The sequence below is a fragment of the Paraburkholderia caffeinitolerans genome, from assembly GCF_902859945.1.
Taxonomy (GTDB): Bacteria; Pseudomonadota; Gammaproteobacteria; order Burkholderiales; family Burkholderiaceae; genus Paraburkholderia; species Paraburkholderia caffeinitolerans.
Map to the genome: position 1 here is coordinate 132,260 of NZ_CADIKL010000017.1, position 16,845 is coordinate 149,104.

A 16,845-nucleotide genomic window follows, 5' to 3' on the forward strand; every position below is an offset into this window, starting at 1 on the left:
GATTGAGGATCGCCGCTGATCGACGTATAATTTTTCATAACTCAAATGCCTCAGGTATGAAATGTCATTCGTCGATCAAGTCAAGGCGCTGCTTTCGCACCGCGGTATGTCCGTCACCGAATTGGGGGACCTGACGGGCATCGCTCGCCCCAATGTGTCCGCGACCTTGGCAGGCAGGCACGATGCCCGGGGCAACACGCTGGACGCGCTCGCAGCAGGACTGGACGCGCAATGGGTGCTCGTGCCAAAGGAGCACCTCGCAGCGGTGCGCCAGGTCCTGGCTGGGAAGGGTACCGGGCCTGACCTCCAGGCGCCGAGTGCGGCGGAGATGTTTCTGAAGGGGCGCCAATGACCGACGCAATCCATCCGCGCTACCTGGAGGTGCGGCTTTACGGTGAGGTCTGTGGCTACCTCTGCGAACTTGCCGGAAACTGCCGCTTCGTGCCGTCCGAATCGTTCAAGGCTGCCAATGGCGCGCCGACGCTTACCTTGTCGATGGCGATCCCAGGCACTCCCGCGATCGCGGCCGACATCTTTTCAAACGCATTCCACCCCGCGCTCTACAACACGGGCGGCAAGCTTCCGCCATTCTTTGCGGGGCTCCTCCCAGAAAGCGATCTGCGCAAGCGGCTAGAAGCGACTCGCCACAATCCGGAAGATCGTGATGACTTTGGCGTACTGGCTGCCGCCGGTGAAGACCTGCCCGGCGCGGTTGTCGTTCAGCCGCCCGCCGACGCGCACAGCATTCCAGAGTATGCGCGAACGTTCGGTGCCACCGGCGGCGCCGACAATCTCGAAATGAGCGTAACAGAGGGGGCCACAGAGGGCGCCGCCTCCATTTCCGGCGTGCAGAACAAGCTCGCGCTTTCGACCGTGAACAAAGGCAAGCGGTACACGATGCCGGGACACGGCAAGCTTTCCGATGTCATCGCAAAGCTTCCTGCCAAAAACGACGACTCGCAGATCTTCAACGAGTACGTCGCCATGCAACTTGCCAAAGCGGCCGGTGTCAACGTCGCGTCGTGCGAGCCAATGAATCTCTCAGCCATCGCAATCGACGGACTTCAGGCCATCGCAGGCACAGCGACGTCGTTTCTCGCGGTCGAGCGCTACGATCGACAGGGCAACGAGCGCATCCACGCAGAGGATGCTTGCCAGATGCTGGGGCGCATGCCGGCTGCTAAATATGGGAAAGAGGAGCAGTTCCGTCTGCTGCTGAGTTTGCTCAACGCCCTGAGTCCGCGCGGCGTGAGGGATGTCCGTGAATTCTTTGTGCGGCAAGCGGTCAACACGCTCATCGGCAACAGCGATGCGCACCTCAAGAATTTTTCCGTCCTCTACCCGGACAAGGTTCACCCGGAGCTGACCCCCGCATATGACATTGTTTGCGTCGCCGCGTTGCCGGGGTTCTCCACATACGGGACGAACGTCGCCATCGATCGCATGCAGCGCGCTCAAACGCTCGATACCTACACGGAACTGGCTAAAGCCGCAGGCATTGCTCAGCGTATCGCGACCGCCGCGGTGAAAGCAGCGGTATCCGCCGCTCAGGACACGTGGCCGAAGATGCTCGACGAGCTTCCGACGCCGCAAGGCATGAAGGAGGTCATCCTTGATCGCCTTAAAACGTTGCCGTTGGCGTCACGCTGATGGTCTTTTCGATTGAGAATTAAAAAACGATGAGTCCGTTCCAACAGCAGGATTCCCTTAAAGGGGACGCTGCCTCATTCCGGCGCGCCCGGCAGCATGCGACGGCATCAGTCGCTATCTGATCTCCATCGATCCGGGGCGCTACTGGTTGTACTGCTTTGCGCGCGCCGAGGTTGTGGTGCAAATTCGGTGGTCGGGCAAGGAATCGCCAAAATGTTTGTGACCTCAACGAGCTGAAAGAACCGCCATCCAGATCGAGGGCGAAGTGGTATCTTTGAGGTGCACGCTGGTGAGATCGAACTGGCCTTTGCGAATTCGATGCATCAGTTCAATTCCGGAGAGAGTAACGGTGGCGTTCCGGAGCCGCTTGAATCCGAGCATCACGTTCACCCTCGATTTGATGTGACGATGATCCTGCTCGATCAGGTTATTCAGGTACTTCGAGGATCGCAGTTTCGTCCGTGCGGGTAGTGACTTGTCGGCCTTCATCTCGCGGACCGCCCGATGAGATGCCGCGTAACCGTCCAGGGTGATCGTTTCAGGAGCGCGCCCCTGAAACCTGATCGCTTTCACGAAGAACGCCTTTGCTGTTGCCACATCGTGCCTGGCGCTGAGGCGAAAATCGATCGTCTTTCCCGCTCGGTCAACGGCACGGTATAGATAGGCCCATTTGCCGCGAATCTTCACGTAGGTCTCGTCGACTCGCCACGACGCGCCGGCTACCGTGGCCAACCGATTCCAGCGCTTTACGAACTCCGGCGTGTAGCGCTTCACCCAACGCAGGATCGTGGTGTGGGCGAGGGACAGGCCGCGCTCAGCCATCATCTCGACAAGATCGCGCAGACTGAGCTTGTAGCGCAGATACCAACGCACGCAAAGCACGATGACTTCGCGGTCGAAATGACGCCCGTTGAACAACCATTCGAGATCTTTCAGCTTGCTCATTGGCTCGCGGTCGTCCAAAAATTCAAGGGTAACAGACCGACGCATCGGATTTGCACCACAACCTTTTTCGCTTCCTGTTCATGATTCCTCGGGCCGATCTCCTCAGGGCCCCGTCTGCGCCAGCAATCCACGCCGGCTCGCGTCTGTCAGCTCAATGGTGAACCGTTCGGGTAGGGGCTCGATCGTTCGCGGCGAATGCGCCGATCGGGTCATCCTTCACGGACTGATGTGGGCGTGGTGCGACGTGCTTGACTGCCAGTTGAGGCGCCGGTTTGGCGGGCTGGCAGTGCGCAGCGTGGCTCGCGTATGTGTAAGCCGTCTTGGTGTGAGGCGCTCGGGACTCTTCCTGTTTTAACTGCTGGGGGCTCAGCCATTGCTCGCTATACGACGCGCTTGCCTCCACTGCGGTACCCGCCAGGGCGATGAGTACCACGCTTCCCCAAAGTCGATTTTTTTTCATACTATCCGGTGTTGCTAATACGTTACGGCTCGTCCTTCGCGTGCGAACTATCGAAATGTGCGATGCGGCCGCGTCCTGTTCGGCAACGACGATTCGTTAGCGGGTTTGTTCGGCGTTCACCAGTCGCCTGACGTGCATGCGGCCCGGCGGTTCAAAATGCGTTCCGAAGCGGACCAGTCCGGCTCTACGGAGGTGACAGATCATGATGAAGCTCACCAGGAGTCCCGGATCCGGCTTCTCGTCAATCTCGATTTCGACCGCGCGCAGGCGCGGCTCGAACTTGAGCAGGGTGCTCTCCATCTGGTTACGCAGATCGTGAACCGATGCGGGCAGATTCCGGTATATCTCGGTGAGGTCGGGCAGCCCATAGTCCGGCACGTGCTTGAGCGCGCCTGCACGCGTGTTGAGGATGCGCCGGATGTTGGCCTGAACGCTCAGGATTTCCAGTGTATTGTCGTCGTAGTTGCCGAGCGGCTGACCGTCAATCTGGCCGAGCAGCATGTCGTAGAGGGAGGGGCCTGCTGGCATGTCGATCCGCCGTTCAGTCAACCGACAACTCGGGAACCAGCACTTCTGCACCCGTGTCACCGCGGTCGATAAAGTCGATCGTGAGATTGTCGTCAGGCGAGCTGGATAAGGTGATCCTTGCGGGCGCCGCGCCGCTTGCCATGCGTGTGAGCAGTTCACGCGAGATCGTGGGCAGGATGCGCTGGTTGAGGAACGCGTCCACATTGCGTGCGCCAGATTCGCGCGCGAGGCACAGCCCGGCCATCGCACTGATGAGTGAGTCTTCGCAGACCAGCTCAACATCGTGCTGCCGGCGCAGGCGTTCGGCGACCTTTCCAAGCTTCAGGCGCACGATGTCAGCGAGGGCAGCCACGTCGAGCGGCCGGTACACCAGCGTCTGAAGGCGGGCGAGGAGGGCGGGCTGGAAATGCGCCACAAGCTGCGGATGGATCGCCTCGAGAAGTGCTGCCTGCGCGATCGCCGGGTTGTCCGTCGTGGCGTCGTCGATCTGGGCACTGCCGAGATTGGACGTCATCAGGATCACGCAGTTGCGGAAGTCGATCTCGCGACCTTCGCCATCGCGCATCGCGCCGCGGTCGAACACCTGATAGAAGATGTCGAGCACGTCGCGATGGGCCTTTTCGATCTCATCGAGCAGGATGACGCTGTACGGGCGCTGACGTACCGCTTCGGTCAGGATACCGCCGCGACCGTAGCCAACGTAGCCTGGCGGAGAACCCTTGAGCTGTGAAACCGTGTGCGATTCCTGATACTCCGACATGTTGATCGTGGTGAGTGCTGCCTCGCCTCCGAAGAGCTGGTCGGCCAGCGCCAGCGCGGTCTCTGTTTTCCCGACGCCTGAAGGGCCCGCGAGCAGGAATACGCCGAGCGGCGCGTGCTCGTTCTTCAGCCCTGCTTTCGCGGTGCGCAGGCTTTCCGCGAGCGCGGCGAGCGCGTCGTCCTGCGCGACCACGCGTTTCGCGAGCTGTGCTTCGAGGGCGAGCAGGCCCTGCAGTTCGTCTTCGAGGAGGTTGCCCACCGGCACGCCAGTCCATTCGGCCACCACGCGCGCGATCGCTGGGGCGTCCACATCCGCGAAGATCAGGGGCGTCTTGCCCTGTGCGTGCGCGAGCGTTTCACGTGTCCGCGCCAGTGTGGTGTCTTCGTCGACCGTGTTGCTCCTGGTTGGGGCATTACGTTGCTCAAGCAGGGCGTGCACGAGGCCAAGTTCCTGGCGATATCGTTGCTGCAGCGTTTCCATTTTCGCCTGCGCATCGGTGAGCGCGGTTTCGAGCTCGGCACGACGCTCCTGCACGCCTTCGATGCCGGCACGGGCATCGTCTTCAACCGTCGTGAGTTCCAGTTCAATCGCTGCGACCGCGGCGCGTGCGCGCTGCAGTTCGGCTGGAGGGGATTCGAGTCCCATGCGCACGCGCGCGGCTGCCGTGTCGATCAGGTCGACGGCCTTGTCGGGCAACTGGCGCGCGGGGATGTAGCGGCGCGAGAGCTTCACCGCCGCGACCAGTGCCTCGTCCCGGATGTGAACATTGTGATATTTCGCGTAGTGGTCCTTCAGCCCGCGCAGCATCAGGCACGCAGCCTCGTCATCGGGCTCGTCAACCTTGATCATCTGGAAACGGCGCTCGAGCGCCGCATCCCGCTCGAAGTATTCCTTGTATTCCGACCACGTGGTGGCCGCAATCGTGCGCAGTTCGCCGCGCGCGAGTGCGGGTTTGAGCAGGTTGGCCGCATCGGCGCCGCCGGCGGCGTTGCCCGCGCCAATCAGGGTGTGCGCCTCGTCGATAAAGAGCAGGACCGGCTCAGGTGATGCTTGGACTTCATCGATCACATTCTTGAGGCGCTGTTCGAACTCGCCCTTCACGCCGGCACCCGCCTGCAGGAGGCCCAGGTCGAGCGTGAGGATGCGCACGTCGCGGATGACGTTCGGCACCGTGCCTTCGGCCACGCGCAGTGCGAGGCCTTCGACGAGCGCGGTCTTGCCGACACCCGGCTCGCCCACGAGAATCGGGTTGTTCTTGCGCCGGCGTGCAAGCACGTCGACCATCTGCTGGATTTCGCGATCGCGTCCGAACACGGGGTCGATCTTGCCTTCACGTGCCTTGGCCGTGATGTCGATCGCGAAACGGGCGAGCGCTTCGCCTTCCACATTCCGCTTGACTGCCTGAGTCGTTTTCCCTTCCGGCGTGCGTTCAGCGGCAGCGGTTCCCGTCGCGGCGGCCATTCGCTCTGGCTGGGCTTCCGGTTCTGCCTGCTGGTTTTCGCACGTTCGCTGCCCGAGGCGCGGCAGGAGACGTTCGATCTGCGCCGTGCTGACCGACAGCAGTTGCCAGGCGTTGGTCGCACGCAGGACGTGCGGCGCCTCAACGATGGCCTGCAGGACGTTGCCCGACCGGATGACCGGTGTCTCAGAAACGTCGCGGGTCGACGCATGAAACCACGCATCCTGGAGAACGACGGCGAGTTGCGGCGAGAGGCTGGGGCGCCCGCGCAGGTTACGGGGCGTGTGCTCGATCGCCTTGAGCAGCGCATCCCATACGGCATCGATGTTCAGGTCGTAGTGGTTCATGATGGCCGGGATATCGCCGTCCCCGGCCTCGATCAGCTTGAGCAGCCAGTGCTCGACCGTAATCTCGTCCGAGAGTCGTCCCTGGCACAGGCTTGCGGCGGCCTCAAGCGCGTTCGCGCAGTGTGGATTGAGCCGCTGCAGAAGCTGGCTGGCGTCGCGAGAAGAGAGAGGGCGGTCGTTGGGCACGGTCATGGTCGGGCTGTTCGCACGTCTGGAAACAGAAATGAGGGGGCAGATGCGCTGGGAACGACCTCCCCTCGAAAGAAAAGAGGCCAGCCCGCCTCAGTGACCTGAACGGACTGGCAAAGGAAGGCCGGGGATTCCGAGAGATAAACCACACCGGGGGAGGTGGGCCGGCCTTCAGACCACGGGTAATCAGGAACGCTCGTTCCAGGTGTCCTTGTGGATGATGTTGCCGTCCTTGTACGACCAGGTGACCGTCTCGTAACGCAGTTCGACTTCCTCGAGGTGGTTGTGCTTCTCGTAGGCGGGGTCCTTGATGTCGAGCATCTTCGGACGCACAGCCACGATCTTCACGTTGTCGAGCTTCGTGTTGAAATATTCCTTTTCCTTGCCGGCGTCGTCGATCTTGTACCACTTGATCTCTGCCGACTTCAGCGTCTGGCCGCTCGTCACTGCCTTGTAGAGATACGGCGTCGAGGCGTCCGTCTCCTTGACCAGCGTGATCGACTTGTGCACACGGGTGCCCGTGAGCTTGCCCGTGTTGCCATCGGTCGGAATATGCACACCGTGGTCGAACGCGGTGATTTCAACGCTGCCTTCGCGGCCCTGAACCGTCACCGAGCCCTTGATGTCGGCGCCGCCGTCGTCCTTGAGCCACATGTATGCCGGAATTGCCATTGCTTTACTCCCTTTTACTTACTGCGACAATCGCCCGGAGCCAGCGCCCGAGCCTTGAATTCCCGAAGCGCGTGCTCCGGGGGCTAAAACTTCGTTTCATCAACCATGCGGAGCATCGGGCACCAGCGTGATCTCCACACGCCGGTTTTTCGCGCGACCCGCTTCGGTGTCGTTCTCCGTAAGGGGACGTGTGTCGCCGTAACCCTGGATGGCGAACTGTGTGGCCGGAATGCCAGAGGCCTCGATCAGCCAGTCGCGCACAGCCTCTGCACGCGCCGTCGAAAGCTTCAGGTTGCTGTCCGGATTGCCCACGTTGTCGGTGTAGCCGGCGACCAGAATGCGTTTGTCCGGATGTGCCTTGATCATCTCGAGTGCGTCGACCATCACGCGTGTCGAGCCATCCCTCAGTTGTGCGCGGCCACTGTCGAACAGCGACATGCTGCTGAGGGTGACCACGGCCGGAGGCGGGGGAGGGGCCACATACGAAGCGATCGCATTGTTGAGTGCCGGGATGGCTCCTGCACCGCGGTACATTCCGAACGACAGACGCAGTGGAATACCAACCAGTCCGTAACGCTCAAGTTCATCCCGGTCAGCGACCAACGCTTGCAGCGCATCACGTCGCGCCGCGTCATGCGTGGCCGGGATCATCGAATAGCGGCCGAGATCTGCGCCAACACGCGTGAGCAGTGTCTGGTTGTTCCTGCCGGAATAGAAACACGCGAACGCGGCCGCGCAGGCAAGCAACGCAATGGCGTGGGCAACGGCAGTCAGACGGGGCGACATCCAGCGCCGCTGCGGCATGGCCGCGATGAGTGGCTGCGGCAGCGGCCAGGGCGTGGGTGATGCCTGGGCCGCAGCGCGCAGAACGTGCGTCTGCATTTCCGCATCGCGCGCCCACGGATTGCCGGGGCCGCTTCCGGGCCCGCAGTCGATCCAGCCGGCACCAAACAGTGCCCACGGTGTGGCGGGCTGCTGCCGGTCCGTAAGCGCATGGATCACCACCCGCTGCGTCCAGCCAGCAACCGATGCCAAGGCGGCCGCGCGCGCCGCTGCAACGCGGGCCACGCGGCTGTCCGCCGCTTGCTGTACCTCGCTCTCTGCCGCGCGGATCATGGGCTCGAAACGCTGCGCATCGACCATGCGTCTGACCGACGAGACGCCATACCACCGCGGCGTTGCGAGGTCCGTGGGCGCAGTCGTCAGCCGCTGGTAGACCGCGACATAGCCTGGGAGTGCACCTGAGCCGAGTATCCGCGCGGCATCCGCGACAGCCTGGCGTACGACACGCAGCGACTGCGTCAGCATGTCGGCATCCGCGTACCTGGCTGGTGCCACCGACAGCAGGACCCCGTCCGGGGCACGGCCATCGCGCCACTGCCTGACGGCGACAGCAAGCTGCGGCAAGTCCTGCGGCCGGTCAACCCGCAGCCAGATTGCGCCGTCGCCAACATGCACAAAGCGTTCACCGTCGTGACGGTTGAAGAGTGCGGACAGATCGTCGCCCGTGACCAGCACGAGTGGCATGCGTGTGCGTAGCCTGACCGGAATATCCGCGGTGGCTTCGCCAAGCGCGGCTAGCACGTGGGCGCCCTGGATGCGCGCACGCCAGAGCATCCGGGTGCGCATGTAGATGAGCAGCACGGCTGCTAGCGCAATCACACCCGTGAGCATCCACGCCATACCCCGTCCAGGCTGTGCCACGAGCCAGATCACCGCGAGAGCCAACGCACACGCCAGCACAACCATCAGGCGAAACGGATAGCCGAGAACATGGTCCGATGACCGGCCGGAAGCCGTCGACTGCGTTGGTGCTGCGTTCAGCATGGGCAGATCGGATTTCACGGACGGCTGACCCTGGCGGGCGCGACGTGCATAATCTGCGCGAGCTGCGCATCGAGCGCCACGTTCCACACTCCCCACACTGCCACGGCAGCAATACAGGCGAGACCTGCAATAGCCCACGGCGAAAGCCGGTAGAACCAGTCGGACAGTCGCCGGCCCGCGTGGTCTGCGATAAATGGCTGGTCAACGGCAGGGCGAAGCTTCCGCAGACGGGCATTGAGCGCAGCAACCAGCTCGGCGCGCTTGGCATCGCCATCACGGGCGTAGCGGCCCATGAACCCCATGCCGAGGATGGCCGAATAGCACTCGAGAAGGTCGACATCAGGCGACGCTTCGCGCAGACGCGCCTCAATGCAGTCGATGACGCGCTCGCCTGCATCGTGCAGCTTGAATTGCTCGACCTGTAGAGGCTTTAGCCCCCATCCGGAACGGGCTTCTTCGCCCAGTTCCCGCAGCGCGGTTTCATCAAGCAGTCCACACTGGGCAAGCATCGCCTCGCGCCGCACGTCTTCGGGGTACCCCCGGCGCGTGAGCGAGTCAGAGAAATTTCCCATGAGCTGCCGGCACCGGTTGCGAAACGCCGTAGCGTCCGCCACCGTTCCATCCGGCGCGAGTGAAGTGACCTGCAACGCCGTATCCCGCAGCAGATCGCATATTCCACCACTGCTGACGTGGTCGGCGGCCGGCGCGAATCCCATCAGGGCAGGCTCATTGCGGCCGGAAGTGAGGATCGTCATGAGCGCAGCACCGCATAGAGTTCGAGGGTCGCGTCCGGTACGGAAGTCGGGAGGTAGACCTGACAGGCCCGCGCGGCGAGCATCGTCGCGTGTACGGTACTTGACGAGTCAAGTGCGAAGTACTGGTTGTCCAGTCGCACCGGAATGGCAGCGGGCACCCGTTGTACGGCCTTGAGCGGAATACCCAGCAACGCCGAATTGATGATGTGCTCGACATCGTCAGGTGAGCCGATCTTGCACAGCCGCGGAAACTGTTCGACGAGTTCAAACGCCGGCATAGGCGCATTGATCGAGAGGTACCAGTCCGCAGTCCCGTCGACCAGGCGCTCGTCAAGGAACTGGCCCGTCCAGGTCGTCGGGCTTTTGCGCGTGAGACCGATCGACACCACCCGCGACGGAATGATCGCATCCAGCAGTTCGCGGATCATCGATTCGAGCTTCCCGAACACCTCGTCAGCCCGTGCGTGGTCATACACCGGGATATCCGTCAGATGTGTGCCGGTGGAAAACGTCATGAGCGCACTGGCGAGCTGGGCGAGCGTGATATACAGCTGCTCAGGCGGGCGGGCCGGGTGCGAAGCGTAAAGTCGCAGATGCGGCCACGCAGCGTGGACGCACTGAAGCAGCCAGTAAAGCTGAACGTCCCCGACGCCATACTCGACGACCGCTTCGAGCCGCTCGCTGCGACGCGAACCGAGTGCCAGGCTCTTTGCCGTCAGGATATCGGAAAGACGGTTGATCCGTTCGATATGGAGAGGATGGCTGCCTAGCGTGAGGCAGGGCGGCACGAAGCGGTGATCGACCTGGAACTGGCCGTTGGTCGCGCGTGTAAGGCGTGCGATGGCGCATACCGTGTCATCAGCATGCGGCTCGAAATCAAAGAGCAGCCGGATCGCGTGGCGCTCCGCCGCGATTTCAACTTCATTCGTTCCGTTCAGGTCCGTAACCTTCGTAAATTCGCGATATGAACGGCGCGGACGTGCGAGCGAGGTCTCATCAAAGCGGCAGTTGTTACCGTTGGCGTCCAGCAGTGCAAGTGCGGCGTACACGACAACGCTCTGACGGTCAGCCGGGATGCCCTGGGTCAGATCGCGGGCTCCAGGGAGCGCATCCGCTACCGTCGTGTCGAACGGTGTGCCGTCGGGAAATCGCCCCTTGAGGTGGGTAAATTTCAGCCGACCCGTTGCGAGGGCTTCCTCGTCGACCTCGACGCGGAGTGTTCCCCATGGATCGGCAAAAGCCGCGGCAACGAACTGCTGCAGGGCAAATTCCGTCCACCGGTCCTGCTGCTGGAAGTGCTGCTGCGAGAGGATGAGGCCGTCGTGCCACAGTGGTTTGTCGATTCGCATGTATTGGTCGCCTGCGCATTTTTAACTGCTTTCAGTCGGCGAATTCTAAACGCGATATTGGATATCTGTATACCCCGTGCATATCTATATCCATCGGAAAATTCGTTAAATTAAATTAACATTTATTCGGTATCTATCCGCGTTGTATCAGCACTTATACTAAATTAGTAAACCTAAAGTATTTTTGAAGATTATCAAGAATACATCTTGAAACAAGAGGGATTTTATCCTGTCGGGAGCTTTAGTGAGAGCGTTGAGTCATGTTCAGAAATGTTCAAATACCGGTTGATTACTTTCTGCTATCTCATTAAAACAAGTCATGGACTCACTCATCAACGAATTCTCTTTGACGATCCGGCGATAATCCGTTCTAATACGCCACAGTAAGCCAAGCCGCATGAATGGAGACCACAAAATGGGATGTAGTCAGCATGGTTATGTAGTTGCAGTCGCAACTGATGATCGCAGGAGCATGACGCTAGCTTCCCTATCGCTGCGGGCGAATTCAGCGGGGATCGCCAACGTCACTTCATTAGGAGTCCTATGGACAGCTTCCAGCGAGAAATCCCAAAAAGTCGCGTATCAATTACGCTTGACCTTCATACGGGAGGGGCACAGAAGAAGGTAGAGTTGCCGCTCAAGTTGCTTGTTGCCGGCGATTTTAGCGCGGGCCGCGAGCAGGCGTCACTGGCCGAGCGCAAGAAAGTCAATATCGACAAGAACAACTTTGACGCTGTGCTGGCCGACTATGCGCCGGACCTCAAGCTCGCAGCGGAAAACACGCTCGCTGGCGACGGCACCGAACTGCCGGTGAACCTGTCGTTCCGTTCGATGAAGGATTTCGAGCCGGAGCAGGTGGCACGCCAGATTCCGGAACTTCAGGCACAGCTCGCAATGCGTAACCTGCTGCGTGACCTGAAATCGAACCTGCTCGATAACGGTGCCTTTCGTCGTGAGTTCGAGAAGATTCTGAAGGATAAACGGCTCTCTGAAAAGCTGCGCGGCGAACTGGCGCAGATCGCCGCAGCCGCGACGCAACCGGAAGGGCATGCGTGACCATGCCTGGGCGCCGACGGCCCAAACAGGCCTTCACCGCCTTTCGCAATCAGGTTGCGCTAAACGCGCAGACAGGACGAACAATGAACCAGAATGAATCCAGCCAGGGCACAACAGAAACGGTTGTGCTTGAACACGACAGCGTATATGCCTCGCTGTGCGACAAGATTAACCTGAAGCCCGTCGCCCAGGCGCGACCGCTCGAGGCGTTTCGCGACAGCGACATGCTCTCCGAGGCATCGGCCGACGAGCGCATCGCACGCGGCATGGGCGCATTCCTTGACCTCGTGGCGAAATCGAGCCAGCCGGTCGACCGCCTCGACAAGTCGCTGCTTGATTTCCACATCGGCCAGCTCGATCGCCAGATCAGCAAGCAGCTCGACGCAGTCATGCATACGCCTGAATTCCAGGCGCTCGAAGGACGCTGGCGTGGGCTCAAGATGCTTGTTTCGCGCACCGACTTCCGCCGCAACGCGCGCATTGAAGTGCTCGACATCTCGAAGGATGCGCTGCAACGCGATTTTGAGGACACGCCGGAACTGATCCAGAGTGGCCTCTATCGCCTCACGTACATCGAGGAATACGATACGCCGGGTGGCCAACCGATTAGTGCCATGATCAGCGACTTCGAATTCTCGAATTCGCCGATGGACATCGCCTTGCTGCGCAATATCTCGAAGGTGGCGGCCGCCGCGCATATGCCGTTTATCGGCTCAGTGGGTGCCGCATTCTTCGGCAAGCAGTCGATGGAAGAAGTAGCAGCCATCCAGGATATCGGCAACTACTTCGACCGCGCCGAGTACATCAAGTGGAAGAGTTTCCGCGACACGGACGACGCCCGTTACGTGGGTCTGACGATGCCGCGCGTGCTGGGCCGTCTGCCGTACGGCAAGGACACCGTTCCGGTGCGTGCCTTTAACTATGAAGAAGCGGTGAAGGGCCCCGACCACAACCGGTACCTGTGGGTCAACGCGTCGTTCGCGTTTGCGGCCAACATGACGCGCAGCTTCGTGAAAAATGGCTGGTGTGTTCAGATCCGCGGCCCGCAGGCGGGCGGCAAGATCGAGGACCTGCCTCTTCACCTGTACGACCTCGGAACTGGTGTCCAACCGAAGATCCCGACTGAAGTACTGATCCCGGAAACGCGTGAATTCGAGTTCGCGAACTTGGGCTTTATTCCGCTCTCGTTCTACAAGAACCACGATTTCGCCTGCTTCTTCTCGGCCAACTCGACGCAGAAGCCGGCGCTATACGAGACCAAGGAGGCCACGGCCAACAGCCGCATCAACGCGCGTCTGCCGTACATCTTCCTGCTCTCGCGCATCGCGCACTACCTGAAGCTGATCCAGCGCGAAAACATCGGCACGACCAAGGACCGCCGACTGCTCGAGCTCGAACTCAACAACTGGATCAAGGGTCTCGTCACCGAGATGAAGGACCCGGGCGACGACCTGCAGGCCTCGCATCCGTTGCGTGATGCCAAGGTGACGGTGGAGGACATTGAGGACAACCCCGGCTTCTTCCGCATCAAGCTTTTCATCATCCCGCACTTCCAGGTCGAGGGCATGGATATCGGGCTGTCGCTCGTGTCGCAGATGCCGAAGGCCAAGAGCTGACCGGGCTGATCTGACGATTCCCGCATGTACCCGCCGGGGCACCTTTCGGTGCCCCGGCTATGCCGTTGTGTCCGCGTGTTGAGGAGGTTTCCGATGTCCATGGTCATGCCGTTGCAGGCTTATGAATTGAAGCTGGCGCCACATCCGGCGCCGTTCTCGATCCTGAAATTCGCTGGTATCGACAGGATCAGCCAGCTGTACTGGTACGAGATTGAATTCACAAGCCCCGTGGCTGGAATCCCGATGGACCAGGTGATCGGGCGCCCCGCCCGGTTTACCATCGATCCGATCGATCCGAACATGGGCAATCTGCTCAGAATGTATGGCGAGAACGCGGAGAAGTTCAGCAAGAAGCCACCTGCGTACACCATTCACGGCATCATCACGAAGTTCGACGAGTGCGGTACTTCCGCCGATGAAACACGCTACCGCGTGATCCTCGAACCGAATCTGGCGGATCTCAATCGAGGGGTGATGAGCCGACTGTTCCAGAAACAGTCAGTAGAAGAGATCATCACCGATACATTGCGACATTACGGCTACCGGGCCGGCGTCGACTTCGTCTTCAAGTTGCGCGGCAAATACAAGCGCCACGAGTACGTTACGCAATATCACGAAACCACGTTCGCCTTTATCCAGCGTATCTGTGCGGAAGAAGGCATCTGGTTCCGCTGGGAGCAGAAGAAGGACTACGCCGTCATGGTATTCGGCGACGATCTGGATGCGTATGCGCGCAAGCAGCGCGTCGTACCGTATCGCCGTGATTCCGGGCTCGAGAGTGTCGGCGCTGACTCGATCAAGTCGCTGCGGCGGCGGACCAAACGTGTACCTGAGTCAGTGAAGCTGAACGACTACAACCACCGGCAAGCCGATGTGTCGCTGCTCGTCGAGGAGAATACAGCAAAGGGCGACAAGAGCACTGATGCGGTCGACTACCACTGGGGTGAGCACTACGAAACGCCGGAAGAAGGGCGCAACATTGCACGCCTGCGGCACGAAGCGCATCTGGCTGGCCAGATCACCTTCGTCGGTACCGGTAATCCGTTCTGGCTGGAAGCCGGCGAGGTTATGCAGGTCGATCCGGTACAGGTCGATGCGAAGCACGGGGTCTTCATCACGTCGGTCCGCTCGCATGGTGCGCGCAGCAAGTCATACCGGGTGACGTTCGAGGGGATTCCGTCCGACCGGGTCTGGCGGACCCCTATGGATACGATCCCGCGACCCGCTATTGCCGGCATCCTGCCGGCACGCATTACATCGCCCGGAAATTACAAATATTCCTACCTGACAGAAGAGGGTTGGTATGTAATCAAGCTGCCCTTCGATCTGGATGAATGGAGCCCGGGTGGGACGAGCCGGCCGGTGCGGTTCGCCAAGCCATATAGCGGTGACAACTATGGCCATCATTTCCCGCTGATTGATTCCGCGGAAGTTGCGCTCGTATTTACTGCATCAGATCCGAATCGGCCTGTCATCATAGGTGCCATGCATGACAGCCTGCATCCGGACCTTGTCAACAACCTCAACAATACGCGAAATCTCATCCGCACGGCGGCGCAAAATGAGTTGCGGATGGAGGACAAGGAAGGTGTCGAGCACATTCACCTCACGACGCCTTTCCAGACCAGCGAGCTCAACCTTGGGCATATGGTCGATGCTGATCGCAAGGAACGGGGGCAGGGTGCAGAGTTGCGGACAGACGAGCACCTGTCGGTTCGGGGTGCGAAGGGTGTGCTCATTTCAGCTAAAGCACAACCCGGCGCGGCCGGCAAACAGCTCGATGTCACTGATGCGAAGGCGCAGCTCGACGAGGCTCTTTCGCTGATGCAGGATCTCACCGATAGCGCGCAAGCCGCACGCGCCTATGTGGCCCAAATCGAGCAGCAACGCCAATTCCTTGAACAACGGCTTGATGGTCTACAGAAGTCCGTAATCCTAGCGTCCGCTCCTGATGGGATAGCACTGACAAGCGGCCAGCACCTTCAGCTTGCAGCGCAGAGCAACGTAATGGTAAATGCCGGCGGCTCCGTCGATATCGGCGTGCTGAAGAAGCTGACGGTGGCAGCCGGCGAAGCGATATCACTCTTTGCGCAGAAGCTCGGAATTAAACTGTTCGCTGCCAAGGGTAAAGTCGAAATCCAAGCGCAGACAGACGAGATGGCGCTTGCCGCACTGAAGGATCTTACGATTACCAGCGTAGACGGAAAACTTGTTCTCGCGGCTAAAACCGAGGTGTGGATTGGTGCAGGTGGATCGTACATCAAGATCACGCCAAACGGGATCGAAAATGGTACGCCGGGAGACATCACGGAAAAATGCGCATCGTGGGACAAGCCGGGACCGGCTAGCGACAGCCCCCCGATGCTCGAGTTGCCCCAAGGAGTTTGCAAAGAGTGCAGGGCTAACGCCGCGCAGAGTCGAAATGCCCTGACACCACGTGCCTAGGAATCTCGAAATGACAAATTTACCTTTTCAGGTGCAACGGTTTGCCGAATTGATTCACTGGTACGGGGGGCTGCGCGCCCAACGCGACGTTCCCCCCCGGCTATACGCCCTCGTCGACGGCGCACTTTGCGAGGATATGCTGCATCTCGTGGAGGCTCGGGGGGCTGATTGGGGTTGCCTTTACTCGGAGGCAATGCTTGAGGCCGCCTCTCCAGCTGTTGGACCGTATCTGATTGAGTTGACGCCCGAGGATGCCTCGCACGCGGCGCTTATGAGAGCATTGCTGCGCCATAGTGAACACGCCGATCTTGTACTCTGGGTTGCGTCGACAGTGCCGCTCGCAAGGCTTTGTGCATACTTTCACCAGTACGCAGAAGTCGAGTTGCCCGATCGCCGAGAGGCGCTGCTACGTTACTACGATCCAATGATTCTCGAAACACTGTTAGCAGCATTTACCGCTGAACAGCGCGATCACTTTCTGGCGCCGTTCCACGAGTTGCGGTACTGGCATGACGACTGGAAGACCATCAATGGGGGAGCCTATGCTGAGCTCCCCACCCCTATTTCAGAGCGAATTGTCCTTACTTCCGATCAACAGGAGCGTTTGGCCATGGCAACGTTGGCCGAATCGATCTATTTTGAACTTCGGAAGGATCTGCTACCGCCATTGTCCGATTGACCTGCTCCCCGCGATTAGTACGCTGACGGTGTAGAGTCCGTTCCGACAAGGAGCGGTCATGAAGAAGCGATTCACCGAAGAACAGATTATTGGCGTGCTGAAGGAAGG

13 protein-coding genes are annotated in these 16,845 nt (G+C 60.3%); 6 read left to right on the forward strand and 7 right to left on the reverse strand.

The window, feature by feature from the left end:
* The first annotated feature begins 61 nt into the window (after positions 1–61).
* Positions 62–352 (forward strand): helix-turn-helix domain-containing protein, encoded by a 291-nt coding sequence (locus tag HV773_RS18510; protein ID WP_175196303.1) that lies wholly within the window; start codon positions 62–64, stop codon positions 350–352.
* Entirely contained in the window at positions 349–1,650 is a 1,302-nt protein-coding gene (locus HV773_RS18515) for a type II toxin-antitoxin system HipA family toxin (protein ID WP_175196304.1), read from the forward strand. The genes HV773_RS18510 and HV773_RS18515 overlap by 4 nt, the downstream gene beginning before the upstream one ends.
* A gap of 225 nt (positions 1,651–1,875) precedes the next feature.
* Here HV773_RS18515 and HV773_RS18520 read toward each other — a convergent pair whose 3' ends face one another.
* The 7 genes from HV773_RS18520 to tssK all read right to left on the reverse strand — a co-directional run bounded on the left by HV773_RS18520 (position 1,876) and on the right by tssK (position 10,941).
* The gene (locus HV773_RS18520) at positions 1,876–2,595 is read right to left on the reverse strand and encodes an IS6 family transposase (RefSeq protein ID WP_175196305.1); all 720 of its coding nucleotides are present in this window, start codon (positions 2,593–2,595) and stop codon (positions 1,876–1,878) included.
* 556 nt (positions 2,596–3,151) lie between these two features.
* Positions 3,152–3,583 (reverse strand): type VI secretion system baseplate subunit TssE, encoded by a 432-nt coding sequence (gene tssE / locus HV773_RS18525; RefSeq protein WP_175196306.1) that lies wholly within the window; start codon positions 3,581–3,583, stop codon positions 3,152–3,154.
* Positions 3,584–3,596: 13 nt separating this feature from the next.
* Positions 3,597–6,341, reverse strand: a complete 2,745-nt coding sequence (gene tssH, locus HV773_RS18530) for a type VI secretion system ATPase TssH (protein WP_175196308.1) — start codon at positions 6,339–6,341, stop codon at positions 3,597–3,599.
* 183 nt (positions 6,342–6,524) lie between these two features.
* Positions 6,525–7,010 (reverse strand): Hcp family type VI secretion system effector, encoded by a 486-nt coding sequence (locus tag HV773_RS18535; protein ID WP_175196309.1) that lies wholly within the window; start codon positions 7,008–7,010, stop codon positions 6,525–6,527.
* Between the two features lie 99 nt (positions 7,011–7,109).
* Positions 7,110–8,837 carry an OmpA family protein gene (locus tag HV773_RS18540; protein WP_175196310.1) on the reverse strand — a complete coding sequence of 576 codons (1,728 nt, stop codon included), beginning with the start codon at positions 8,835–8,837 and terminating at the stop codon, positions 7,110–7,112.
* A 14-nt stretch (positions 8,838–8,851) separates the two neighbouring features.
* The gene (locus tag HV773_RS18545; protein ID WP_175196311.1) at positions 8,852–9,592 is read right to left on the reverse strand and encodes a DotU family type IV/VI secretion system protein; all 741 of its coding nucleotides are present in this window, start codon (positions 9,590–9,592) and stop codon (positions 8,852–8,854) included.
* On the reverse strand, positions 9,589–10,941 hold the full coding sequence (tssK, locus tag HV773_RS18550) for a type VI secretion system baseplate subunit TssK (RefSeq protein ID WP_175196312.1): 1,353 nt from the start codon (positions 10,939–10,941) through the stop codon (positions 9,589–9,591). The genes HV773_RS18545 and tssK overlap by 4 nt, the downstream gene beginning before the upstream one ends.
* A gap of 543 nt (positions 10,942–11,484) precedes the next feature.
* Between tssK and tssB the strand changes: the two genes are divergently transcribed.
* The 4 genes from tssB to HV773_RS18570 all read left to right on the forward strand — a co-directional run bounded on the left by tssB (position 11,485) and on the right by HV773_RS18570 (position 16,737).
* The gene (tssB, locus tag HV773_RS18555) at positions 11,485–11,997 is read left to right on the forward strand and encodes a type VI secretion system contractile sheath small subunit (protein ID WP_175196313.1); all 513 of its coding nucleotides are present in this window, start codon (positions 11,485–11,487) and stop codon (positions 11,995–11,997) included.
* A gap of 83 nt (positions 11,998–12,080) precedes the next feature.
* Positions 12,081–13,613, forward strand: a complete 1,533-nt coding sequence (gene tssC, locus HV773_RS18560; RefSeq protein WP_175196314.1) for a type VI secretion system contractile sheath large subunit — start codon at positions 12,081–12,083, stop codon at positions 13,611–13,613.
* Positions 13,614–13,706: 93 nt separating this feature from the next.
* Positions 13,707–16,058 carry a type VI secretion system Vgr family protein gene (locus HV773_RS18565; RefSeq protein WP_175196315.1) on the forward strand — a complete coding sequence of 784 codons (2,352 nt, stop codon included), beginning with the start codon at positions 13,707–13,709 and terminating at the stop codon, positions 16,056–16,058.
* A gap of 10 nt (positions 16,059–16,068) precedes the next feature.
* Complete coding sequence (locus HV773_RS18570; RefSeq protein ID WP_175196317.1) at positions 16,069–16,737, forward strand: DUF4123 domain-containing protein; 669 nt, start codon at positions 16,069–16,071, stop codon at positions 16,735–16,737.
* Positions 16,738–16,845 lie beyond the last annotated feature (108 nt).

Bases quoted from the DNA above. Each gene is read 5' to 3' on its own strand.
- HV773_RS18565 (WP_175196315.1), top strand. From the start codon at position 13,707: ATGTCCATGGTCATGCCGTTGCAGGCTTATGAATTGAAGCTGGCGCCA.
- tssE (WP_175196306.1), bottom strand. From the start codon at position 3,583: ATGCCAGCAGGCCCCTCCCTCTACGACATGCTGCTCGGCCAGATTGAC.
- HV773_RS18540 (WP_175196310.1), bottom strand. From the start codon at position 8,837: ATGCTGAACGCAGCACCAACGCAGTCGACGGCTTCCGGCCGGTCATCG.
- HV773_RS18520 (WP_175196305.1), bottom strand. From the start codon at position 2,595: ATGAGCAAGCTGAAAGATCTCGAATGGTTGTTCAACGGGCGTCATTTC.
- tssC (WP_175196314.1), top strand. From the start codon at position 12,081: ATGAACCAGAATGAATCCAGCCAGGGCACAACAGAAACGGTTGTGCTT.
- tssH (WP_175196308.1), bottom strand. From the start codon at position 6,341: ATGACCGTGCCCAACGACCGCCCTCTCTCTTCTCGCGACGCCAGCCAG.
- tssK (WP_175196312.1), bottom strand. From the start codon at position 10,941: ATGCGAATCGACAAACCACTGTGGCACGACGGCCTCATCCTCTCGCAG.
- HV773_RS18510 (WP_175196303.1), top strand. From the start codon at position 62: ATGTCATTCGTCGATCAAGTCAAGGCGCTGCTTTCGCACCGCGGTATG.
- HV773_RS18570 (WP_175196317.1), top strand. From the start codon at position 16,069: ATGACAAATTTACCTTTTCAGGTGCAACGGTTTGCCGAATTGATTCAC.
- HV773_RS18515 (WP_175196304.1), top strand. From the start codon at position 349: ATGACCGACGCAATCCATCCGCGCTACCTGGAGGTGCGGCTTTACGGT.
- HV773_RS18545 (WP_175196311.1), bottom strand. From the start codon at position 9,592: ATGACGATCCTCACTTCCGGCCGCAATGAGCCTGCCCTGATGGGATTC.
- tssB (WP_175196313.1), top strand. From the start codon at position 11,485: ATGGACAGCTTCCAGCGAGAAATCCCAAAAAGTCGCGTATCAATTACG.
- HV773_RS18535 (WP_175196309.1), bottom strand. From the start codon at position 7,010: ATGGCAATTCCGGCATACATGTGGCTCAAGGACGACGGCGGCGCCGAC.